The 22791-nt window shown below is 41.7% G+C and carries 19 protein-coding genes and 1 tRNA gene; 3 read left to right on the top strand and 17 right to left on the bottom strand.

Going from position 1 to position 22791, the window contains the following annotated elements:
* Positions 1 to 10 precede the first annotated feature (10 nt).
* The 4 genes from C0213_01460 to gnd all read right to left on the bottom strand — a co-directional run bounded on the left by C0213_01460 (position 11) and on the right by gnd (position 5262).
* Positions 11 to 1189 carry a GNAT family N-acetyltransferase gene (locus tag C0213_01460; protein AUX11163.1) on the bottom strand — a complete coding sequence of 393 codons (1179 nt, stop codon included), beginning with the start codon at positions 1187 to 1189 and terminating at the stop codon, positions 11 to 13.
* A 136-nt stretch (positions 1190 to 1325) separates the two neighbouring features.
* Positions 1326 to 2678 (bottom strand): gluconate permease, encoded by a 1353-nt coding sequence (locus C0213_01455; GenBank protein AUX11162.1) that lies wholly within the window; start codon positions 2676 to 2678, stop codon positions 1326 to 1328.
* A gap of 90 nt (positions 2679 to 2768) precedes the next feature.
* On the bottom strand, positions 2769 to 4325 hold the full coding sequence (gntK, locus tag C0213_01450; GenBank protein ID AUX12788.1) for a gluconokinase: 1557 nt from the start codon (positions 4323 to 4325) through the stop codon (positions 2769 to 2771).
* A 37-nt stretch (positions 4326 to 4362) separates the two neighbouring features.
* A complete protein-coding gene (gene gnd / locus C0213_01445; protein ID AUX11161.1) occupies positions 4363 to 5262 on the bottom strand; it encodes a 6-phosphogluconate dehydrogenase (decarboxylating) in 900 nt (299 codons plus the stop codon).
* A gap of 148 nt (positions 5263 to 5410) precedes the next feature.
* Here gnd and C0213_01440 point away from each other — a divergent pair, with 148 nt between their 5' ends.
* Entirely contained in the window at positions 5411 to 6253 is an 843-nt protein-coding gene (locus C0213_01440; GenBank protein ID AUX11160.1) for a MurR/RpiR family transcriptional regulator, read from the top strand.
* Between the two features lie 57 nt (positions 6254 to 6310).
* Here C0213_01440 and C0213_01435 read toward each other — a convergent pair whose 3' ends face one another.
* Positions 6311 to 7261, bottom strand: coding sequence for a hypothetical protein (locus C0213_01435; GenBank protein ID AUX12787.1), 951 nt, complete (start codon positions 7259 to 7261; stop codon positions 6311 to 6313).
* Between the two features lie 206 nt (positions 7262 to 7467).
* Between C0213_01435 and C0213_01430 the strand changes: the two genes are divergently transcribed.
* Positions 7468 to 7779, top strand: a complete 312-nt coding sequence (locus tag C0213_01430; protein AUX11159.1) for an XRE family transcriptional regulator — start codon at positions 7468 to 7470, stop codon at positions 7777 to 7779.
* A 50-nt stretch (positions 7780 to 7829) separates the two neighbouring features.
* Here the strand turns inward: C0213_01430 and C0213_01425 are convergent, their stop codons facing one another.
* From C0213_01425 to C0213_01390, 8 genes are all read right to left on the bottom strand, one after another.
* The gene (locus tag C0213_01425) at positions 7830 to 8600 is read right to left on the bottom strand and encodes an acetoin reductase (GenBank protein ID AUX11158.1); all 771 of its coding nucleotides are present in this window, start codon (positions 8598 to 8600) and stop codon (positions 7830 to 7832) included.
* Positions 8601 to 8671: 71 nt separating this feature from the next.
* A complete protein-coding gene (locus C0213_01420) occupies positions 8672 to 9694 on the bottom strand; it encodes a sugar kinase (protein ID AUX11157.1) in 1023 nt (340 codons plus the stop codon).
* 134 nt (positions 9695 to 9828) lie between these two features.
* Entirely contained in the window at positions 9829 to 11316 is a 1488-nt protein-coding gene (locus C0213_01415) for a glutamate--tRNA ligase (protein ID AUX11156.1), read from the bottom strand.
* Positions 11317 to 11450: 134 nt separating this feature from the next.
* Positions 11451 to 13814, bottom strand: coding sequence for a phosphoketolase (locus C0213_01410; GenBank protein ID AUX11155.1), 2364 nt, complete (start codon positions 13812 to 13814; stop codon positions 11451 to 11453).
* A gap of 174 nt (positions 13815 to 13988) precedes the next feature.
* Complete coding sequence (locus tag C0213_01405; protein AUX11154.1) at positions 13989 to 14720, bottom strand: GntR family transcriptional regulator; 732 nt, start codon at positions 14718 to 14720, stop codon at positions 13989 to 13991.
* A gap of 132 nt (positions 14721 to 14852) precedes the next feature.
* A tRNA-Gln gene (locus tag C0213_01400) sits at positions 14853 to 14924 on the bottom strand.
* Between the two features lie 99 nt (positions 14925 to 15023).
* Positions 15024 to 16259: a NupC/NupG family nucleoside CNT transporter gene (locus tag C0213_01395; GenBank protein ID AUX11153.1), complete on the bottom strand. Its 1236-nt coding sequence runs from the start codon at positions 16257 to 16259 to the stop codon at positions 15024 to 15026.
* A gap of 144 nt (positions 16260 to 16403) precedes the next feature.
* Positions 16404 to 17591 (bottom strand): LytR family transcriptional regulator, encoded by a 1188-nt coding sequence (locus tag C0213_01390; GenBank protein ID AUX11152.1) that lies wholly within the window; start codon positions 17589 to 17591, stop codon positions 16404 to 16406.
* Between the two features lie 193 nt (positions 17592 to 17784).
* On the opposite strand from C0213_01390, the gene pepF reads away from it, so the two are divergent.
* Positions 17785 to 19590, top strand: coding sequence for an oligoendopeptidase F (gene pepF / locus C0213_01385; protein AUX11151.1), 1806 nt, complete (start codon positions 17785 to 17787; stop codon positions 19588 to 19590).
* A gap of 36 nt (positions 19591 to 19626) precedes the next feature.
* Here pepF and C0213_01380 read toward each other — a convergent pair whose 3' ends face one another.
* The 4 genes from C0213_01380 to C0213_01365 all read right to left on the bottom strand — a co-directional run bounded on the left by C0213_01380 (position 19627) and on the right by C0213_01365 (position 22775).
* Positions 19627 to 20403: an ABC transporter gene (locus tag C0213_01380; GenBank protein AUX12786.1), complete on the bottom strand. Its 777-nt coding sequence runs from the start codon at positions 20401 to 20403 to the stop codon at positions 19627 to 19629.
* 34 nt (positions 20404 to 20437) lie between these two features.
* Positions 20438 to 21118 carry an ABC transporter ATP-binding protein gene (locus tag C0213_01375; GenBank protein AUX11150.1) on the bottom strand — a complete coding sequence of 227 codons (681 nt, stop codon included), beginning with the start codon at positions 21116 to 21118 and terminating at the stop codon, positions 20438 to 20440.
* Positions 21115 to 22002: a metal ABC transporter substrate-binding protein gene (locus C0213_01370; protein AUX11149.1), complete on the bottom strand. Its 888-nt coding sequence runs from the start codon at positions 22000 to 22002 to the stop codon at positions 21115 to 21117. The genes C0213_01375 and C0213_01370 overlap by 4 nt, the downstream gene beginning before the upstream one ends.
* Positions 22003 to 22151: 149 nt before the next feature.
* Positions 22152 to 22775 (bottom strand): hypothetical protein, encoded by a 624-nt coding sequence (locus tag C0213_01365; protein ID AUX11148.1) that lies wholly within the window; start codon positions 22773 to 22775, stop codon positions 22152 to 22154.
* Positions 22776 to 22791 lie beyond the last annotated feature (16 nt).

Genomic DNA, 22791 nt, shown 5'->3' with positions numbered 1-22791 from the left:
TTTATTTGGGCTAGAAATAGTCCCATAGCATCGGTTGTGTCTGATTAAAAGCCGCGCTTAACTGGGCAATCTTGTCTGCATCACCATTAACCTGACCATAATGGGCTTGCGAAGCCAGTGTGCGATAGCCCATCATTGCCTTGGTGAGCTGTTGAATAGTTACCGTGATATCCGCCGTTTGACTTGCCAATTTCGTTACCGTCGGTTGGCCCGCGTGTAAACTTAATTGCCAAACACCACTATTCTCGGGTAAAAAGTCATCACTAACAGCAATCTTCACTGCCTCAAGTTCTAGTACTTCATACGGATAACGTGCTAAAAAATCAGCCAACGACACAATCCGCGCCATCATATAGGGAACCGTGGTTGTTTCAACAATCGTCGGATCCGGTAATAAATCACCCAAGTTAGTTGTCAAACCACTCTCGTAGCGAATCGTTTGATAGGCCGATTGGTGTTTGAAAATGAACTTAACCAGTTGTTCCTGACTGGCAACTGTTGATGGCAATAACTCTTGAATCTCTAAGGTTGTCGCCTGACGGCTATAAATTACATAGCCTGCTACTTGCCGGTTGCCGTCAGTATAAACGGCTACTTCCCAATCAGGATGTTTCAAACAATTATACTGCCACCACCACGCAGCCCGTTGGATACCGCCAATCTGGTTATACGGATGTTGCTGTTGGAAGACACTGATTAGTGGCACGGCTGCGCTTAACGATAACCGTTCAACGTGTCCTTGATCTGGCGCAAATTTAAGCCGTGGTAAGTCCGCCGTTTTAATCTGATAACAGGTTTGCTCGAAAGCTTGTTCATAGCCAAAGCGGCGATAAAAAGGATACGAAAAAGGCGCTAAATAAGACAGTGTAACCCCATCTGCTTGCATCCGCTCAAAAGCTAAGTGCATTAAATCAGAGATGCCACCTTGGCCGGAAAATTCTGGATAACTAGCCACATACCCAATCCCGCTCATCTTAAACGTTTGCCCTTTGAAATTAACCTCAAACGGTGTCGCCAATAAACTACTCTTCAAATGACCCTGATCAAAAACGCCAAAACCGACACTGTTCTGATACAGCTTTTGGAAGAATAACTGCCGTTGCTCACTATCCGGTTTATTAAAGGCGTATTGGGCGAGGTCGTAAAATGCTGGTTCATCGGCTGCTGAGAGTACTCTTTTTTCAATCATGCAATAACCCTCCTGAGTTTACTTCTCTTTAACTATAGGGGAGCGCACCGTTAGTTGCAAGCGCTACCGCTTGATCACTAAAAAAAGAGTTGCGACAAAACGAATTTTGCCGCAACTCTTTTAAAGACTAACTTTTTTAGACAACTAAACTCAATAGTAAGACGCCGACTAAACCGACAATTGAAATTAATGTTTCCAAGACGGTCCACGTTGCCAATGTCTCCTTAACGCTCAAATCAAAGTATTCCTTAAACATCCAGAAACCAGCATCATTAACGTGGGATGCGGCTAAACTACCGGCCCCGATTGAAAGGACCATCAAAGCAGGGTTCACGCCTGCTGATTGCATCAATGGTAATACTAAACCAGCAGCTGTCAATGAAGCCACCGTTGCTGAGCCCAACGCAATCCGCAAGACAACGGCGATTAACCAACCTAAGACCAGTGGTGATAAGCTCGCATGTGCGAATAATGTTGTCACACTATCGCCAACCCCGCCATCGATTAAGATTTGTTTGAAGGCCCCGCCCCCACCAATCACCAAGAGTAACATGGCAATTGATTTGACCGCTTCTTCAATGGTTTTCATGATTGCTGGCGTCTTAATACGACGACCCCAGCCCATTGTGTACATTGCTAATAACAATGAAATGGTCATCGCAATCGCTGGTGTACCGATAAAACCAATGATTGAATCTAATAACGTTGGGTGCTTTGGTAGCGAACCACCGTTGAATAACATTTGGTAAACCGTTGTGATCGCCATTAAGATTACTGGGAATAATGAGGTCACAACACTAATACCGAAACTAGGTGTTTCTTCTAATTTAAACGTTTTCTGAGGACCAAGTGCCGTCAAGTTACCTTGGCGTGCAAAGGCGTCTGGAATCATTTTCCGCGCCACTTTGGTAAAGAGTGGGCCTGCAATAATCACCGATGGAATCGCAATAATTACACCGTACAATAAAACATGGCCCGCATTAGCACCTAAAGCAGATGTAATCGCTGTTGGTGCGGGATGAGGTGGTAAGAAACCATGGGTCACAGATAAAGCGGCCGCCATTGGAATCCCCAAGTATAAAATCGGTACGCTCGCTTCAACGGCAATCGCAAAGACGATTGGGACTAATAGGACCATCCCAACTTCGAAGAATAAGGCAATCCCAATAATAAATGACGCCAACATAATCGCGATTTGGAGTCGTTTCTTACCAAATTTATCAATTAATGTGTGGGCGATTCTAAAGGCCCCACCAGCATCAGCTACGAGCCGGCCCATCATGGCACCAAACCCAAAGACGATTGATAATTCACCTAATTGTCCACCAATCCCGTTTTGAACGCTGGTCGCAATTTTAGTCAGTGGCATCCCTAAACCGACACCCACAACCATTGCGGTTAACACTAACGAAACAAATGTGTTCAGTTTGAACTTAATAATGAGTAGTAATAATAACATGATGCCTAATAATAAGACTAAGAGTTCCATAACTATTCCCACTTTCTATTTTGTTTGCGTTTACATTGGATTAATAAATTAAACGCTCAATCCCACTTTTGGTGATTGAACGTTTAATCTTTAATCCTTAGTTGCTTCTTTAACTTGCATATGTCTGCGTTGGAAATCAGCAATTGCACTGTATTCTGGACTCAATTCCCGAGTGAGGCGAATCCAAATTGGAATTAATTCGCGGTAAACGTCGAAGTTTTCTGCTTTTGGTTCGTGAACATTTGTGACCCCAATCATGTCTTTAACAGCTGAGAGATCATCCACTAAACCTAATGAATACATCCCTAAAACTGCGGCGCCTAAACATGAACTTTCAAAACTTTCTGGAATTGTCACATCTTGTTCGAAGATATCAGCTAACATTTGACGCCATAATTCTGAGCGGGCAAAACCACCAGTTGCTTGAATACTCTTAGGTTTCCCAGCAACCCCTTCGATCATTAACATCACCATGTAGAGATTATAAACAATCCCTTCTAGTGCTGCACGTACCATGTGAGCCCGTGTATGTTGACGGGTTAAGCCAAAGAATGAACCACGTGCATCAGAATCCCAAATTGGTGCTCGTTCGCCACCCAAGTATGGGTGGAATAACAACCCGTCGGAACCGGCTGGAATCTTTTCAGCAATTTGTGTCAAGAGATCATAGGTTGACACTTGCATCTGTTCGGCTGTTAATTTTTCAGGCGCAAAGAGTTGGTCCCGAACCCAACGGAAGACAATCCCACCGTTGTTAACCGGTCCACCGACAACCCACTTGTCCTTGGTCAAAGCGTAACAGAATAATCGACCATTTGGATCAACGACTGGTTTATCAACCACTACTCGAACGGCGCCGCTGGTTCCAATTGTCACGGCCAAAACGCCAGGATCAATCGCATTAACCCCTAAGTTAGATAGAACGCCATCGCTCGCACCAAAGATAAATGGAACATCACTACCAATACCCGTTTCTTGGCTGTAAGTTTTATCTAACCCTGTGATTTGTGCAGTTGGTTCAACTAATTCTGGTAATTGATCGCGGGTAATTCCGGCGACTTCAAGGGCTTGTTGATCCCAATCTAGATTGAAGATGTTAAACAAGCCAGTTGCTGAAGCGATTGAATATTCCATCTTATAAGTATGGAATAATTTTTGGAAAACATAGGTTTTAATATCAATGAATTGTGCAGCTTGTTTGAAGAGGTCTGGTTGTTCATGCCGCAACCAAATGATTTTTGATAATGGTGCCATCGGGTGAATAGGCGTGCCAGTATGCTGATAAATCTCGTGCCCTAATCCATTGGCTTTTAATTCGTTACTATATTTAGCAGCGCGGTTATCCGCCCAAGTAATCGCCCGTGTCAACGGTTGATGGTTACGATCCATCAAAATTAAACTATGCATCGCAGCTGAGAAACTAACCCCTTGCAATTCACCAGCTTGTACGTGCCCTTTGCGCATCACTTTTCCCAGTACTTCCACAACAGCTTCGAAGATTTCATCTGGATCTTCTTCCGCCATATCAGGTACGGTTTGGTATAGTGGATAGCCAACGTTAGCGTAGGCCTTCACATTTCCCTTTAAATCATATAGGACAGCTTTCGTACTTGTTGTTCCAATATCGGCACCAATCATATATTTCATCATTAATTACCTCGTTTGTTTGTTGTTTAAAACCGAATTATTTCTTATCGACAGCGTGGCCACCAAATTCGTTTCTTAAAGCGGCAACAACTTTGCCTGTAAAGGTATCATCTTCAAGTGAGCGATAACGCATCATCAATGATAACCCAATTACTGGCGTTGGCACTTGTAATTTCAAGGCTTCATCCAATGTCCATTGACCTTCACCTGAAGAATGCATAACACCTTTTAGGGATGCTAATTCTGGATCTTTAGAAAAGGCTGATTGTGCTAATTCCATTAGCCAACCGCGAATGACTGAACCATTGCTCCAAACCTTGGCAACTGCTTCGTTGTCATATTCGAAACGGCCGTGTTCTAAGACATCAAAACCTTCTGCGATTGATTGCATCATCCCGTATTCAATCCCGTTATGAACCATCTTCAAGTAATGACCACTTCCAGCTTTACCTGTGTAAAGGTAGCCATCTTCTTGGGCAATTGATTTAAAGATGGGTTCGATTGTCTTGAAGGCTTCGGGGCTATCGCCACCAATCATGAAGTTCCCGTTAGCATTGGCACCACTCATCCCGCCTGAAGTACCAGCGTCGAAGAAATGAATCCCTTGTTCTTTTAAAAGTGCGTTATGACGTTCTGAATCTTCAAAGAATGAATTACCACCATCAATCACCATATCTCCGGCATTCATTTTTTCACTTAATGTTTGAATCGTGGCATCTGTTGGTTTACCAGCTGGTAACATGACCCACACAATTCGAGGACTCGTTAATTGTGCTAAAACATCGTCTAAATCCGTTGCCGCTGTGGCACCTAAGTTAACGGCTTCTTCAACCGCTGCTTGATTTAAATCAAAAGCCACAACTTCGTGACCATTCCGTCTTAAGTTGGCTACTAAGTTGATACCCATTTTGCCTAAACCGACCATTGCTAATTTCATTTTTAAGTCCCCTATCTGCTTATCCTTTTATCTTACAAATTCATTATATGTAAATTATTTTCACATTGCAAGCGTTTTATAGAAAATTATTTTCGTCTTTTTATTTTTATGCTATACTAGGGCTACTTATTATCAGGGGGTCCCGACAATGGCACAAGCAATCGATTCATTATTACGATCTTATTATGATAACTTCAGCGAAAAATATAAACAAATTGCCGACTACATCTTCCAAGAAACACAATTCAATCAGCGTTTAACAATTCAAGAATTTGCCGCCAACTGTGGGGTCTCCACCGCGACAATTTCACGCTTCGCTAAAATCTTGGGCTTCGATAATTTTCAAGCCTTCAAGATGGCACTCCTGGCCAAAGAAGCCAACACCTCACCACTTTTTCATGAAATCAATGCAAATGACACTTTTACAACGATGGCTGAAAAAATCTTCAGTTCTAACAGTAACGCGCTAAAAGCGACTTGGTCGTTATTGACTGAAGAACAACTTCAAAAAGCGGTCGCCTTAATCAACCGCGCCCACCTGCTTAGTTTATTTGGCTTGGGGGCTTCTGGGATTGTCGCCCAAGACGGTTATCATAAATTCCTCAGAACTAGTATCCCTACTGTCTTCAACCAAGATTATCATCTACAACTCATGCAAGCCACCAAATTAACCGATCAAGATTGCGCGATTATCATTTCACATAGTGGTCAAAATAAGGACGCTTTAGAACTCGCCCGCATCTTAAAAGAGCGCCAAGTACCGCTGATCGTTATCACCAGTTTTGGTAATTCAAGCCTTGCCAAGCTCGGCGATATCACCTTACTTTCAATCTCAGAAGAAACCAACTACCGGGCTGAAGCCCTGCATGCTTTAATTGCCCAGATCAGTCTCATCGACAGCCTCTTCATGATGGTGGCCGTCAATAATGGGCAAGAAACGGAACAAAGCTTTAAAGAAATCAGAGCCGAGATTGATCGCACCAGACAATAAAACGAGAATTATCAAAAAAGAGGTGCCGACAAGAAAATTGTCGGTACCTCTTCTTTTTTAGCGATCAACCGTAATATTTTGAGAAATGGGTGCCGTCTCACCGGCTTGACCATCTCTAAGAGAACCATTTTGAACGGTGATATTAACCTTGTTCCCCGGTTTAGGAGTTAGTTTAATAATATCGATGCCCTGTGCGCCAGCATATTGTTTTAGAACAATGCCGCCACCTGCTAAACTTACTTTATTCCCCGCAGGTTCTCCTTGTTCTTCTCTGTATTGAATGTTTTGCGCGGCCACGATTGCTTGTGCTTCAGCAGCCGAAATGGGACTCACCGCATTAGTCGTCGGTTGGCTCGTATTGGCCTGTCCAGTGCCTTGCCCACTAACAATATTGGCAAAACCCGTCTTCAAATCGGTGTTAGCGGTGACGCTGAAATGGAGTCGGTTATCTGGTGTCCCTTGATTTTGAGAGGTGATTAACACCACTGGTTGCCCATTATGGAACGTAAATAAGTATAAGTGGCCCCCCGCTGTCCCGCCATCGACATCACAATAGATGGCAACGACATTATAATCTGCACTGCCGGTACCGTCTGTACTCCAAGCAGCCGTCACTGGTGTATCGTCGACCGCTAAATCGGTCTGCGCTAACTTACTAGGAAAGTGAATACCGGCATAATCAGTATCCCGCGTTAAGTCGTAAGATTGATACGCTTGCCCCATCGTCGTTCCCCAACTACTCATAAAAGTCGCCAAGGCTTGTTTCTTGTTACTATCCCACAACGCCTTTACTTGTTTAGTTTGCGTCTGTGGTTGTGATTGTTTTTTTGACTGTGACACACTCGAAGTCGTTTCTTTACGGACTTGCTTTTGACTGCTAGTTACTGCTGTCACTTTTTTAGAATGACTGGTACTCGTTGATTTGGTTTGGTGTTCGCCTTTGGCTGAACAAGCCCCCAATAAACTCACTACTGCAACGGTTAAAATAAGTCGCCAACTATTTTTCATCATTAATATCCCCCAATATCATTTTTAACCATCAGTTCTTAAAATCGACAGTCCCTTACTTAAAATCTGATAATTAATAGTTGTATTATACCGTTAACAAATCATTATTGCTACTTTTTTTAAAAAAAGATAGCTTCTGCGCTCTTTCAACGTTTTAAAAAAACCTCTATCGTTACTGTTAGATAATCATGATAGGAGCTTACCGAATGCTAAATACAATTAGTCAAATGATTCGTGAACAACGTAAGCAACTAGGGCTAACAATTGAAGAATTAGCTGAAAAATCAGGTAGTTCATACAGCTTTATTTCCCGAATTGAACGCGGAGAAGTTGATAATTTAAAAATTAAGAAACTAAATGATATTGCTGAAGCCTTGGGGATTAAACTCATTGATTTTTTCGGTGATCCCGCACTATCTGGTGCTCAAACCTTAAAGTTGATGCACTACCTAGCACAACTTCCTGAAGACAAACGCGAAGAAGTAGCTGCTGCACTTTTAAAAATTATTCAACTCTAACCTAAAAAGGCGCGCACAAGTTAGCTTGTGCGCGCCTTTTTTTAATCGCTTTAATTGAAGACCATACCGCCATCGATAATTAAGGCTTGACCAGTCATATAGTTGGAATCAGGACCAGCTAAATAAGCAACACAAGCTGCTACATCTTCTGGTTCTGATAAGCGGCCTAGCGTGATGTCCTTGGCAAATTGTTGCATACCCCATTCATCATCCTTACCTGCATTTTGACCGACTTTATGGGCAATATCCATCATCATTGGTGTTTTAACGATTCCTGGACAATAAGCATTAACCGTAATCCCTTGATCAGCTAAATCACGTGCTGCGGTTTGCGTAATGCCCCGAATGGCAAATTTAGTCCCACCATATAAAGCAAGTTCTGGGTTACCAACTTGACCAGCTTGCGAAGAAGCATTGATAATTTTACCACCATGACCAAGGTCTCTGAAGGCTTTAACCGCTGCTTGAATGCCCCAGTAAACACTACCGACATTAATCGCATATACTTTTTCAAATTGTTCTGGTGTAATGGTTTCAATTGGGGTTGTTGGGCCAACACCCGCGTTATTCACAACAACGTCTAACCCACCCAATTCAGCAACCGTTGTTTCAACCGCTGCAAATACTTGATCACGATCAGAAACGTCAACCTTAACCGCAATGGCCCGGCCCGTTTCATTAATTTCAGCTGCAACTGCTTGAGCCCCTTCTAAATTGAAATCAGCGATGGCCACTGCAAAACCGTCTTTTGAGAGACGTTGCGCAATTGCTTTACCGATTCCTTGTGCTGCACCTGTAATGAAAGCTACTTTTTTTGTCATAATCAGTACCTCCTAATTGTATAAGTTAATTATACAATTAAAACGGTTACAATGACAGCGCTAACGACTATTTATCTTGATAAACGTGCGCCACCGCCACTTTGTGCGATCGCTTCAATTTCTGCTGCACTCATTAAATTAAAGTCGCCGGCAATCGTCAATTTAGCCACACTAGCGGCTAAGCCAAATTGCAACATTTTATCCGGTGTAAAGTTATTTAATAGGCCGTGCATTAAGCCTGCACCAAAGGCATCTCCGGCAGCGACCCCTTCCATGACATGCATTTGATAAGTACCTGTTTCGTAAAATTGATCATCTTTCAATAATAATGCTAACCATTCGCTATCTTCAACGGAACGAATATTTCGTAAGATGCTAGCAACCATTTGGCAGTTAGGGAAGCTTTGTCGTACTTGCTGCATTGCTGCTTTGAAGGATTCTTTTTGCGCAATCCCGTGGCTTTCATCGCCATCAAAGGCTTGAATCCCCAATGTCGCTTCAAAATCCTCATCATGAGCAATACAAATCGTAACATATGGCATTAAGCGTTTAATTGTTGCTTGTGCCTGTTCTGGTGACCATAACTTACCGCGGTAGTTTAAGTCACAGACCACAGGAATATTGTGTGCTTGACAATATTGGCAAGCCGCTTCAGCTGCTTGTGCTAATTCGGCCGAAATAGCGGGTGTAATGCCTGAGAAATAGAAATAATCAATGTCTTCAAAAATCGTTGCCCAATCAAATTCACTAGCGGCCATTGTTGCAAAACTACTATGGGCCCGATCATAAACAACATTGGTTGAACGGACACTGGCACCTTTTTCAAAGAAATATAAGCCTAAGCGGCCATCACCGTATTGAATCTTAGTCGTATCAACACCGTATCCCCGTAAAGTTTGCAGCCCCTTTTGTCCCAATAGATTCTCCGGTAGCTTCGTTAAATAAGCGACCTGATCCCCTAAAAGTGCCAATGAAACAGCGACATTCGCTTCGGCACCACCATATGAGGCTTCAAAACTATCCGCTTGTAACAAGCGCTGATTACCCGGCGTCTTCAAACGCATTAACATTTCACCAAAAGTTAAAACTTTCATCCTAAATCCCCCTATTAACGCTATTTAATTTCTAGTATACCGCTAAATGTAAGGGTTTACACTGAGTGCTTTAACAATCTTAATAAATGATACAAAAAAAGTGTCACAGATTAATCATCCGTGACACTTCTTCTTTATTTAATTTCGGCTAATGTTTTTTCCAGATGTGCTAAGACCCGATCTTTACCTAATAATTCGATTGAATCTGGTAATGATGGGCCATGCATTTCGCGCGTCGTTGCAATCCGGATTGGCATGTACAATAGACGACCTTTGATCTTCGTATCTTTTTGAATGCCTTTGATAATTTGCATAATCCGTGGTGCTGTGAATAATGTCAAATCTTTCAAGCGTTCGCTGAATTCCTTCAAAACAACAGGTGCTGTTTCGTTATTTAATTCTTCAAGCGCATCGGCATCTAATTGTTCCGGTTCTTCAAAGAAGACATCTGACATTTCAACGATTTGAGCTGTGTAACTCATTTGATCTTGATATAACGCAATCAAATGACGCGCCCATTCGATCGTTTTACTATCAGGATTTTCAGCGATTTTACCCGCTTTAATCAAGCTTGCCAATGAAAGATCCATGATCTTGTTAGGATCTGATTGTTTAACATATTGGTTATTTACCCATTCGAGTTTCTTTTGATCGAAACTAGCAGGTGATTTGCTTAAACGTTTTGGATCAAATTGTTTGATGAATTCTTGACGGTTAAACAATTCGCTTTCGCCAACTGGTGACCAACCTAATAAAGCGATAAAGTTAAACATCGCTTCTGGTAAGTAACCCAATTCGCGATATTGTTCGATAAATTGAAGCACAGATTCATCACGTTTACTTAGTTTCTTACCTGTTTCAGTATTGATAATTAGTGTCATGTGTCCAAAAATTGGTGGTTCCCAGCCAAAGGCTTCGTAAACGGCCAATTGTTTTGGTGTATTGGCGATATGATCGTCACCACGTAAGACGTGTGTGATTTCCATTAAATGATCATCAACGACAACGGCAAAGTTATAAGTTGGCATGCCGTCACGTTTCATGATGACAAAGTCGCCACCTAAACGATCTGATTCAAAGCTGATTTCACCTTTAACAATGTCATCAAACTTATAAACGTGATCCTTAGGTAAACGAAGCCGAACAACTGGTTGCAAGCCTTTTGCTTTAGCAGCTTCTTGGCTGGCCTTAATTTCATCATCGCTCATACCTTCATATTCGTAAACGTAACGAGGTGCTTCACCAGCAGCTTTTTGCGCTTCACGTTCGGCCGTTAATTCATCTTCTGTTTTATATGATTCGTAAGCAAGACCCTTTTCAACTAATTCTTGAATAAGGGGTGTATAGATTTCACGACGTTCTGATTGGCGGTAAGGACCATAGTTACCGGGTTTGTCTGGACCTTCATCCCAATCCATGCCTAACCATTTTAAGTTATCTAACTGACTGTTTTCACCGTCTGCAATGTTTCTTTTCGTATCTGTATCTTCGATCCGGATAACGAAAGTTCCCTTATTGTGACGTGCAAATAAGTAGTTAAATAGTGCGGTTCTAGCATTCCCAATGTGCAAATGCCCAGTTGGACTTGGTGCATATCGTACACGGATTTTGTTCTTTGCCATAAATAAAAACGCCTCTTTCTAAAATTATACTTGTCTTCTAGTTTACCGTTATTAACCCTAAAAATAAAGGCTCAGTCACTAGGAATCCATAAAAAAACAGATTGGGTTGCCCCAATCTGTTTTTTACCACTAAATTAACGGAGTGGTGTCCATTGCCATTCTTCAACTTCAGGTAAATCAGTACCTTCATCACGAATGTATTGGTTGTGTTTAGCAACCATATCATCCATTGATTGTGCGAATTGGCCAGCTTGATCACCAAGTACGTCAATTGCGACTTCTTTAGATAAGTTGTAACGATCCATTTGGTTCAAGACCCGCATGTCGAATGGTGTTGTGATATCACCATTTTCACGATAGCCATGAACATGGAGGTTATGGTTGTGACGATCGAAGAAGATGTCACGCACTAAGCCTTCGAAACCATGGAAAGCGAAGACAACTGGTTTGTCTTTTGTAAAGTACATATCGAATTCTTCATCTGTTAAGCCACGAGGATCCACTTTAGGTGAACGAAGTTTCAATAGATCAACAACGTTAATGAAACGAATCTTCATGTCAGGATATTGTTTGTGCAAGATTGAGATAGCAGCCAAACTTTCAAGTGTTGGTTCTGTCCCAGCAGCCGCAATCACAACGTCTGGTTCAGCATCTTGATCTGTACTTGCCCAATCAATAATCTTCAAGCCGTTTTTAACTAAGACAGTTGCTTCATCAATTGAGAACCATTGTTGACGTGGGTGTTTTGAAGCAATCACTAAGTTAATCTTTTCTTGGCTTTGGAAGACAGTATTCATTGTTGCCAATAATGTGTTGGCATCAGCTGGTAAGTATTCACGGATGAATTCAGGTTTCTTTTCAGCTAAGTGTGTTAAGACACCTGGATCTTGGTGAGTGTAACCATTGTGATCTTGTTGGAAAACAGTTGAAGTTGCAATCACGTTCAATGAAGGATACTTATTACGCCATGCTTGTTCGTCTGCTTTTCTTAACCACTTGAAGTGTTGTGTTAACATTGAATCCACAACGCGCAAGAATGATTCGTAACTTGCGAAGAAGCCGTGACGACCTGTTAAGACATAGCCTTCTAACCAGCCTTCAGCTTGATGTTCTGATAATTGTGAATCAAGGACACGGCCTTCTGTTGCCATGAATTGATCATTTGGTTCTTTGATTGGTTCCATCCATTGACGGTTTGTCACATCAAAGATGTGGTTCAAACGGTTTGACATTGTTTCGTCAGGGCCAAAGATTCGGAAGTTTTTGTTTTGATCATTGTCTTTAATAATATCGCGGACATATTCACCTAAAACGATCATGTCTTGCGCAACAACTTTACCATGTTCTGTGTTATCCACAGCGTAGTCACGGTAATCTGGCAAGCGAAGTGGTTTAGGATCAATCCCACCATTTGTAATTGGGTTAGCAGCCATTCGTTTGTCGCCCTTAGGTGCGATTGCAGCGATTTCAGGTTTTAATTGACCTTCAGCTGTAAATAATTCTTCTGGACGATATGACTTCATCCAATCAACTAATGCATCGGCATGTTGCATGTCAGTGCTATCAATTGGCACTGGAATTTGATGGGCCCGGAATGAATTTTCGATTGGTACACCATCCCATGTCTTAGGACCTGTCCAGCCTTTAGGAGCGCGGAAGACGATCATTGGCCATACTGGACGTGATGTATCGCCGTTTTCGCGAGCAGCTTTTTGAATCGCTTGGATTTTTTCGATGGCTTCATCCATTGCAGCAGCAGTTGCTGGGTGCATTTTTTCAGGATCGTCGCCTTCAACAAAGATTGGTGCCCAACCGTTACCTTCGAAGTATTTTGTTAATTCTTCGTCACTCTTACGTGAAAGGATGGTTGGGTTAGAAATCTTGAAACCATTTAAGTTCAAGATTGGTAAGACCGCACCATCATTTTTAGGATTGATAAATGTGCTTGATAACCATGATGCTGCCAATGGGCCAGTTTCAGCTTCCCCATCACCAACAACAACAGCTGCGATGACGTCTGGGTTGTCTAAAATTGCACCGACACCGTGTGATAATGAATAACCAAGTTCGCCACCTTCGTGGATTGAACCAGGTGTTTCAGGAGCAGCATGCGAAGCAACGCCGCCTGGGAATGAGAATTGTTTGAATAATTTCTTCATCCCTTCAACGTCTTGAGAAATTTCTGGGTAGATTTCTGAATAACTACCATCTAAGTATGAATTTGAAACCATAACTTGACCACCGTGACCAGGGCCTTCAACGTAGAACATGTTCAAGTCATACTTGTTAATAGCACGATTTAAATGTGCATATAAGAAGTTTTGGCCTGAGATTGTGCCCCAGTGTCCGATTGGTTTAACTTTAACGTCTTTTGCTTCTAAAGGACGTTGTAATAATGGGTTGTCTTTTAAATATAATTGGCCTACTGAGATATAGTTAGCTGCTCGCCAAAATGCATCAACTTTAGCAAGGTATTCTTTACTTGAATAATCTGTCATCGTAATAGCACTCCTTTTTTTAAAAAAGCTTCTGATAGGTTCACTTTATGAATAAGTTGCGTGATTTGCAACTTTTATGTTTCTGCTTACATACTTATCATACTAGATAAAAACTAAAAGTCAACCATTTATTATATTGGGTCGTACCAATTTTAAAAAGATAAAAATAACGGTCTATTCCCGACCGCTGACTGAAACGAAAGTATTATATTTCATGTACTGATAATGAAGCCGCATTGTTGAAAATTCAAATGGCGTGCCATCATCCAAAAAGAAGATGCCTTCCATGATGCCCACGGGTTCAGTTGGCTTTAGTTGCAACTTGTCTTGATCATCTTGCGTAGAAGGTTCTGCAAAAATCGATAAGAAAGCGCGCGTTACTTCTTGATTTTTCTCGGTTTCTAAATAATTAAAAATCGAACTCGAGATAATTTTTTCGGTCAAGCCTGGCATAATCTTGATGGGAATAAAGCCGGTTTCAATCATAAACGGTTCATCATCGAATAACCGAAGACGCTTAATTTCATAAACGAAATCATCCGGTTTCAAGAATAAGTCTCTTTGTAATTCAGCACTGGGCTTAATGACTCGAAAATCCAATAACTTAATCCCCGGTTTTCGATTACCAGCCTTAAAACTATCGGTGACCCCGAGATTAGAGCCACTGTAATTAAAAAATGACCCGCTTTTTAAGTATAAAGGATTAATAAAGGTGCCTGAACCGCGTTTCTTAAAAATAATACCTTGATTAGCCATGACGTTTAACGCCCGCTTCACCGAACTACGACTAACCTGATAATGTTCCGTCAACGTTCTTTCATCGGGTAATTTCATGCTGGGATAAGCCCCCGCATTAATTGCCTTTTTTAAATCTGCAATAATTGTTTGATAAACTAAATCAGCCATGCCAAACTCCTTTTAAGTCCTTTTTAGTTCCTGCCTCATTATACAGGATTCTGTCCGGGCGTCTACTTTTTTTAGCGTACAAAAAAAGTGTTAAATAGTTATCTACTTAACACTTCTTCAACGATTCTTGAGTTGGGCTAGCTGGATTCGAACCAGTGCATGACAGGATCAAAACCTGTTGCCTTACCGCTTGGCCATAGCCCAATAAAGTATGATGTTATTGCAACTTCGCAATAGCACCCTACTATAATACTATTTTATGCTGAATTTGTCACTACTAAATTCAGATTTTTTGTTATTTTTCTACCAAACGAATAAACCAACTGTTGCCGCCGAAAGCAATGATACTAAAATCCCCGATAAAAGCATGTAGCCCACGTTTTTAGCGATCATATCATTCTTTTCACGGTCAACTAAGCCCTTGAAGGCCCCGATGATCATCCCGACTGTTGAGAAGTTGGCAAATGATGTGACAAAAACGGTTAGAACTGCTTGATAATGTGGTGCGAAGGTTGTAATTGAGTTTTGCACTTTTCCCATGACAACGAATTCGTTCGTCACTAACTTCGTACCCATGTATTGTGCAAATTCAAAGGCGTGGCTGACATCTAAGCCCATCAACCAAGCAAATGGGAACATCACGATTCCTAAGAGATGTTCCAGGGTAATCCAAGGGTTAAATAATTGTAATACTTTATCAATCAACGCTGCCAAGGCAACAAAGGCGATGACGTTAGCTGTGATGATTAAAACTAATTTACCGGCATTTAAAATTGAATCCCCTAAGAATGAGAAGAATGGTTCGCGTTCAATCTTACCGTCAGCGGTTTGTTCTTCGCCAACTGCTGAACCACTGCCGCCCATTTTAGCGATCGTATCTTCTTCTGGTGTCACTTTAACTGGATTTAAAATATTGGTCACAATAATAGCATTAATAATATTGACCGGAATAGCGGTTAAAATAAATTGTCCTGGCATCATTTGTGTGTAAGCGCCGATAATTGAAGCCGTCACACAACTCATTGACATCATCGCAAGCGTTAATGTCCGTTCTGCCTTCATTTGTTTCAATTGTAAACTTGAAACAGCTAATGCTTCGGTATTCCCTAAAAACATCATTTCAACTGCGAAGAATGATTCAAATTTAGGTTGTCCCGTAATCTTAGCCAACCCGCGACCTAACCACTTAATAATCCATGGCAAGACGCCGATATAAGTTAAGATATCAAATAATGGGATAATCATTAAGATGGGAAGTAGCACGCTGGCCACGAAATCCATCTGTTTAACATTTACCCAACTTGGTAATGCGAATGCAATCCCCGTGTAAGCAACTTGAACGAGCCAGTTAAACCCGTTGGCAGCACCTAAAACGATGTCCCGACCAACTGAAAAACTTGTTAAAAACCAAGCTAATACAAGGTTAATCACTAGCATAATTAAAACTGAGCGCCAGTCGATATCCTTTTTCTTCTTTGAAAAAAGAAAGCCGACTCCAATAAAAACTAATAACCCTATCACATTTACAAGCAAATACACGTTCCGCCACATCCTTTGTTTGTCTTTTTGTATCATTACAAATAATACCGTTATCGACACTAAAAGTAAACTGGTTATCACAAAAACAGCGCCATCAAGTAAACTTGATGACGCTGTTTTTAACGGTTATTTTATCAAACTATCTTAGTAACTACTTTGCCACTGAGACGGTGCCTGTTGGGGCTGTTGCCAGTTTGACTGTGGTGCACTCTGGGAATATTGAGTGGTATTATCTTCAGTCGTTGTCGTGCTGGCTGCGTCACCTGTTGTCGTGTCATCTTTTAAGACACTTTCCGGATAAACCGTGAATTCATCTTGGTATTCCGTTGCCGCAAAGTTCGTGTTTAATGCATTTTGTTTCGTTTCCGCATTATCAACATTCGTTTTTTCTAAGCCGAGTGACGTCCGTAAAACGTCTGACACCCGTTGAATCTCACTGGTCGTGGGGACTTGATATGAAGAACCTTTAATCGTTGCATTGCGCCCCTTGAGGTAGTCAGAAGTAATGGATTTCGCTGCTGTCCGGTAATTTGATTGGATGGCCACCATGTCATCAAAGCTTAAATCAGTTGCGACACTATCTTCTAACGTCTTCAAAATTGATTCATAATTGGTAAGCGACTTGAAGGAGACCGCTGATTTAATCAACGACGTAATGACTTGGCGTTGTCGTTTTTGACGACCATAATCGCCTTCTGGATCATCATAACGCATCCGTGAATAATCTAAGGCTTCTTTCCCGGTTAGATGCATCTTCCCTTTTTTGAAAGTTGTATTGTATTTAAACGGAAATGGGACGTTAACATCAACGCCACCAACAGCATCGACGATTTTCGATAAAGCCCCCATGTTAATCGTTACGTAATAATCAATTGGCACATCAAACAGCTTTTCAACGGTTTTTTTAGCCATCTCAGAGCCACCTACATTATAGGCTGCATTAATTTTTTGCATATCAAAAGACTTAGCGCCCTGTAACTCCGCTAATGTGTCCCGCGGAATGCTGACTAACTTGACCTGTTCCTTTTTAGGATTGACAGTCGCCACAATCATTGTATCTGAATTACCTTTGTCAATTCGGCCTTCAGCACCGGTATCGACACCCAACAATAAGATGGAGAAGGCTTTTTTATTCTTAATCGCCTTAGAAGTAGCTTCCGATTTATTAATTTTATCGGCTGCAGACTTCAATTGGCTACTGACCCGCATCGCATACGCGCCACCTGAAAAGACGAGAATCACGATGATTAATAGGAATATTTTTAATTTCCGGTGGCGTTTGCCTTTTTTGTATTTATCTTCTCTTGAGCCAAAAAAGTTAGAATTCTGCATAAGTGGTTCCCTTCTATGTTATACTAGCGCGAATATTATGTATGTTGTCATTATAGCTGAATTATCAAAGCAAACAATCGTTTTTAAGAAAAGTTATACAATTTTAATATTTATTTTGAAAGGTTTCGTGGCTGAATTATCTCTGAACTATGCTAGAATATGTTTAATTATTCATATTCTACGGAGGTTTATTATGGCAATCCACAAATTACCCACACGCTCTGAAGTCCCTGAAAACTTAACTTGGGACCTCAGTACGATTTTCAAAAATGACTTAGATTTCGAAACAGCTCTCGCAACGCTCAAACAAGCTCTGCCAACACTCGAACAATATAACCACCCGTTTAAAACGGCTGACCAACTTGTAACAACAATTGAACAAGTGTTGACTGTCTTTAGACAATTAGAAACCGTCTACGTTTACGCTAGCATGAAAAATGATCAAGATACAACTAACGTCACTTACCAAGGTTATCAAGCCCAAGTTGATGCTTTGGCAGCGGACGTTTCTGCCGCCGCCGCCTTTTTAGAGCCCGCTATCCTGGCGATTCCTGTTGACCAATTGTCTGCTTGGCAAGCTAGTGAACCGGCACTTGAAAGTTATCAACACTTTATCCAAACCATCACCGATAGTCGTGAACATGTGCTATCTGAGCAAGAAGAAGCCTTAATCGCCGCTGCTGGTGATATCTTGGGTGCGGCTAGTCAAACCTTTAGCGTTTTGGATAACTCAGATATTCAATTCCCAGACGTGGTCGACGAAACCGGTCAAACACATCAATTATCAAACGGCCTCTATAGCCAATTGTTGCAATCAACTGACCGTCAAGTCCGTCAAGAAGTCTTTGAAGCACTCTACAGCACTTACGACCAATTCAAAAATACGTTTGCGACCACCCTTGCGACCGAAATCAAAGGGCACAACTACCTCGCCCAAGTCCACCACTATGACAGTGCGCGCCAAGCAGCTCTTGCACCTAAAGCCATCCCCGAAGCAGTCTACACAACTTTAGTGGCTCAAGTGAACCAACATCTGCCATTGTTACATCGTTATGTTAAATTACGTCAAAAGCAATTAGCATTACCGCAATTGCACATGTACGACTTATACACACCACTTCTGGGCAAGCCCGCTTTAAGCTACACTTATCCACAAGCGCAAGCAACTGCTCGTGAAGCACTAGCCATCTTAGGCCCCGAATACACACCAATTGTGGACCAAATCTTTGACCAACGGCAAATTGATGTCGTTGAAAACAAGGGCAAACGCAGTGGCGCTTACTCAGGTGGTGCTTACGATACCAATCCGTTCATTCTCTTGAACTGGCAAGATGATCTTAACAACTTATACACACTAGTTCACGAAACTGGCCATAGTGTCCACAGTTATTTAACACGTCACAATCAACCTTACGTCTATGGTGATTATCCTATCTTCGTCGCTGAAATTGCATCAACAACGAATGAAAATTTGCTTACAGAATATCTCTTGAAGACGCAAAAAGATCCTAAGGTTCAAGCCTACTTGTTGAATTACTACCTTGATGGCTTCAAAGGGACTGTCTTCCGCCAAACGCAATTTGCCGAATTCGAACATTATATTCACGAAGCGGCAGCCAACGGGACCCCTTTAACGGCTGATTACATGTCAAATTATTACGCTGACTTAAATGCCCGCTATTACGGCGATGCGGTCGCCAAAGATCCTCAAATCGCCTTAGAATGGGCTCGGATTCCCCATTTTTATATGAACTATTATGTTTACCAATACGCAACTGGCTTTGCCGCTGCCACGACGCTCGCTGATCAAATTACCACGGGCCAGCCAGACGCACTTGACAATTATCTCACCTACCTCAAAAATGGGAGTGCCAGTTACCCAATTGAAACGATGCAAAAAGCCGGTGTGGATATGACCAATGCCGATTACCTTGAACGCGCTTTTGACGTTTTTGAACAACGACTCGATCAACTAGAAGCATTACTTGCTGATATGTAACTATTAAAAAAAGTCTGGCCAGTGGCCAGACTTTTTTTAATGACTAACATGTTGATGATATAAAAGTGCAATAAAGTAAAAGATAAATTCTAGCGTTGCGATAAAGAAGGTCACTGGCCAATTAGTAACATAACCTAGCCATAAACCTAACCAAACCCCTAACAAAGCCGCCCCCACGGAAACTGCCAGCATTGCCGGTACACTCTTCGCAAGATATTTTGCAATAAAGGCTGGTAAGGTCACTAGAATAAAGACTAATAATGAACCCACGATTTGGGCCGCGATACTAACACTAATCGCCAAGAGGATTAGGAAATAAATCGATAACCAATTAGTCTTTAACCCTTGTGCTTGGGCGCCAATTGAATCGTATGAATCAAAGACCAAGTACCGGTAGAAAAGTAAGATGCCGACCACAATAACTCCTGATAACGTAATTAACTGATAAACATCCGTTAAACTGATGCCGATAATTGAGCCAAATAAAATATTTGTCGCATAACTGGCATTGCGGTTAGATAACGACAAGAATAAAATGCCTAACCCGACAAACAAACTTGAAATCGCACTAATCGAGGCTTCTCGTCTTGATTCCTTGGCACTCATCTGGCCAATTGTAATCGAACTAATCATTGTGAACAATAACATCCCGTTTAGCGGGGCAATGCCTAAGAAGACACCAAATGAAGCACCCGCAAAGCCAATCTCGGCAAGCGTATGCGCTAAAAACGACATATTTCTAGCAACTACAAAAACCCCAATTAAACCACATGTAATGGCAATAAATGTACTGGCGACAAACGCATGCCGCATAAAATCAAAAGTTAACACTCAACCGTCCTCCGCTTTAATCTAATTCTAGGTTAGGGTCTAATTGACTCATCGGCCCCATTTCGTATTGACCGCGCTTCAAGAATAAATATTGATCCGTATACTTACGCGCTAAATCTAAATCATGAGTAACAAAAATCACGGTTAAGCCGTGCAGACGATTTAGTTCTGCCACTAGTGCCATGACTTCTTCTTTAGTTTCAATATCTAAACTGGCCGTTGACTCATCCAAAATCAAGAGGTCCGGTTCACTGATTAAAGCTTGCGCGAGGTATGCTTTTTGTTTTTCACCACCAGAAGCATTGCCAACCGTCGTTTTTTGAAGGGCCGTTAAATGTGTCTGGGCCAAAATCTTATCGAGTGCTTGGCGTTCTGCTTTAGTGTGCCAAGGCAGATGCTTGGTTAATTGGTTAAGACTAACAAAACTTCGAATCGAGAGCGGGTATTCTGCTTCTAAATTCCGAAATTGCGGCACGTAGCCAATGTTCAAACTTTGCTTGTCTGGTGAAAAAGTTAATTCGCCGGCGGTCGGTTGCAAACTGCCAATTAAGATTCGCACGAGCGTTGTTTTACCAACACCGTTAGGCCCAATTAAACTGGTCATGCTCCCGCGTTCAATCTTAAAATTAAGATCCTTTAAAACCTGACGATTACTGAAGGTCATTCCTAAATTTGTGGCACTTACTAATTCTGTCATTTTACGTTTTGAGCCTTTCCTACTGCATCAAATTGCTGTTGCATCCAAGTTAAATAGGTTTGTTTAGCTGGTAGTGTTTCTGTCACCTGAACAACTGGGACCTTTTCCTTCGTTGCTAATTGGTGCATCTCTTTAATCGTCCGACTTTCTTCTTGCTTGTTGACGACTAAAAAGGCAATTTGATGTTTCTTAATGAGTTGACGCATAGCGTCGATATCTTGTGGTGATGGATCCGTACCGTCTTCGATGGCTTTAGCAAAATGCCGATTGGCAACTTGATAACCCATTTCTTTTAAAGCGTAATCAAAGACTGGTTCACTGACCGCCACTTTTTGGCCCTTGGCTTGTGCCTTGAGACCTGCCAATTGTGTTTTCAAATCGGCTAGTTTCTTTAAGTAAGCTTGACCATTTTTTTGAAAATCAGCTTTATGCGCCGGATCAAGCTTACTAAAACGGGTGATTAATTGTTTAGTGAGCGTTGGCATGGTCTCTAAATCATACCATAAATGTTCATTGGCGCCATCGGTTCGTTTCATTAGTTTATTGACTGTGATCATTGTTTGCTGATCAGAATTGGAACTGGCTGCCACCTTGGATAACCATTGATCATAGCCCAGACCGTTTTCAATCACAACATCGGCTTGTGCAACTTGCTTAGCATCTTGGGTTGTTGGTTCGTATGAATGAGGATCTAAACTGGGACTGTTAATAATGGATGTCACTTGCCCGTGCTTGCCTAAGACTGCTTGGGCAGCTTCCCCATAGAAATCCAGCGATGAGACGACCTGAATGCCTTTAGTGGTCTGTTTAGTCTGACCACAACCGGCAATTATCATTGTGACCATTAATAAAAGAGCGACTATGCCCAATCGTTTTTTATTCATCTCTTTCTCCTTTTTAAATCGTAATAGTTACGTTTTACTTGAATTATTTTACAGGAGTCCGCCAGTTTGTCAATCTTTTTCAGAAAAGAACGTCATCAAAAAATAGGAATTGCGACAAAATAATTTCTGTCTCAACTCCTATTAATCGATTACCAAATTTGTTCAACCTGCCCATCTTGGGTTACAAAATAGCCAGCCCGAGGTGAATCTTCATTAGGTGCGTAGCAATTAATTAAATAACCTTGTTGTGCGTTACGTGTGATCAACCCATTATTTAAGTAAGATAAATGAGCTTGTGTTTGCCCAACCTGTTGCATCACTAAGCGAATCGCCTGATTGCCATCCACAGTCGTTGTTGGTTGACTTGTTTGTGGTTGGCTAGTCGTTGCTGATGATTGGCTATTGGCTGATGACTGTGCACTTGATTGTTGCGCACTTTGGCTCTGAGTGGCCTGCGATTGACTCGTTTGACTGCTGGTTACTTGACTACTTTGGGTTGAAGCGGATTGACTGACGGTTGATGTCGCATCAGTTGCACTTGGTGTTGCGCCACTTTGACTGCTTGAGCTTGTCACTTCAGAATCACTTGCTGATTCTGAAACGGCAGCTTCTGACGATTGACTTTGTGTTTTCTTTGAATGACTTGTCTTTTTAACACTTGTCACTTTTGATTCAGATGAAGCTGAGCTCTTTGCTTCTTGCTTTTGGCCACAAGCACTCAATAATAACAATCCTGAAACTAACACCGTACTCATTACAACTGATTTTTTCATCATAAACCCTCCACAT

It is taken from the genome of Latilactobacillus sakei (assembly GCA_002953655.1).
GTDB lineage: Bacteria > Bacillota > Bacilli > Lactobacillales > Lactobacillaceae > Latilactobacillus > Latilactobacillus sakei_A.
Note: the sequence above shows the minus strand (reverse complement) of the source record. Positions and strands in the feature narration are given on the sequence as shown.

Bases quoted from the DNA above. Each gene is read 5' to 3' on its own strand.
- C0213_01460 (AUX11163.1), bottom strand. From the start codon at position 1,189: ATGATTGAAAAAAGAGTACTCTCAGCAGCCGATGAACCAGCATTTTAC.
- C0213_01455 (AUX11162.1), bottom strand. From the start codon at position 2,678: ATGGAACTCTTAGTCTTATTATTAGGCATCATGTTATTATTACTACTC.
- gntK (AUX12788.1), bottom strand. From the start codon at position 4,325: ATGAAATATATGATTGGTGCCGATATTGGAACAACAAGTACGAAAGCT.
- gnd (AUX11161.1), bottom strand. From the start codon at position 5,262: ATGAAATTAGCAATGGTCGGTTTAGGCAAAATGGGTATCAACTTAGTA.
- C0213_01440 (AUX11160.1), top strand. From the start codon at position 5,411: ATGGCACAAGCAATCGATTCATTATTACGATCTTATTATGATAACTTC.
- C0213_01435 (AUX12787.1), bottom strand. From the start codon at position 7,261: ATGAAAAATAGTTGGCGACTTATTTTAACCGTTGCAGTAGTGAGTTTA.
- C0213_01430 (AUX11159.1), top strand. From the start codon at position 7,468: ATGCTAAATACAATTAGTCAAATGATTCGTGAACAACGTAAGCAACTA.
- C0213_01425 (AUX11158.1), bottom strand. From the start codon at position 8,600: ATGACAAAAAAAGTAGCTTTCATTACAGGTGCAGCACAAGGAATCGGT.
- C0213_01420 (AUX11157.1), bottom strand. From the start codon at position 9,694: ATGAAAGTTTTAACTTTTGGTGAAATGTTAATGCGTTTGAAGACGCCG.
- C0213_01415 (AUX11156.1), bottom strand. From the start codon at position 11,316: ATGGCAAAGAACAAAATCCGTGTACGATATGCACCAAGTCCAACTGGG.
- C0213_01410 (AUX11155.1), bottom strand. From the start codon at position 13,814: ATGACAGATTATTCAAGTAAAGAATACCTTGCTAAAGTTGATGCATTT.
- C0213_01405 (AUX11154.1), bottom strand. From the start codon at position 14,720: ATGGCTGATTTAGTTTATCAAACAATTATTGCAGATTTAAAAAAGGCA.
- C0213_01390 (AUX11152.1), bottom strand. From the start codon at position 17,591: ATGCAGAATTCTAACTTTTTTGGCTCAAGAGAAGATAAATACAAAAAA.
- pepF (AUX11151.1), top strand. From the start codon at position 17,785: ATGGCAATCCACAAATTACCCACACGCTCTGAAGTCCCTGAAAACTTA.
- C0213_01380 (AUX12786.1), bottom strand. From the start codon at position 20,403: ATGCGGCATGCGTTTGTCGCCAGTACATTTATTGCCATTACATGTGGT.
- C0213_01375 (AUX11150.1), bottom strand. From the start codon at position 21,118: ATGACAGAATTAGTAAGTGCCACAAATTTAGGAATGACCTTCAGTAAT.
- C0213_01370 (AUX11149.1), bottom strand. From the start codon at position 22,002: ATGAATAAAAAACGATTGGGCATAGTCGCTCTTTTATTAATGGTCACA.
- C0213_01365 (AUX11148.1), bottom strand. From the start codon at position 22,775: ATGAAAAAATCAGTTGTAATGAGTACGGTGTTAGTTTCAGGATTGTTA.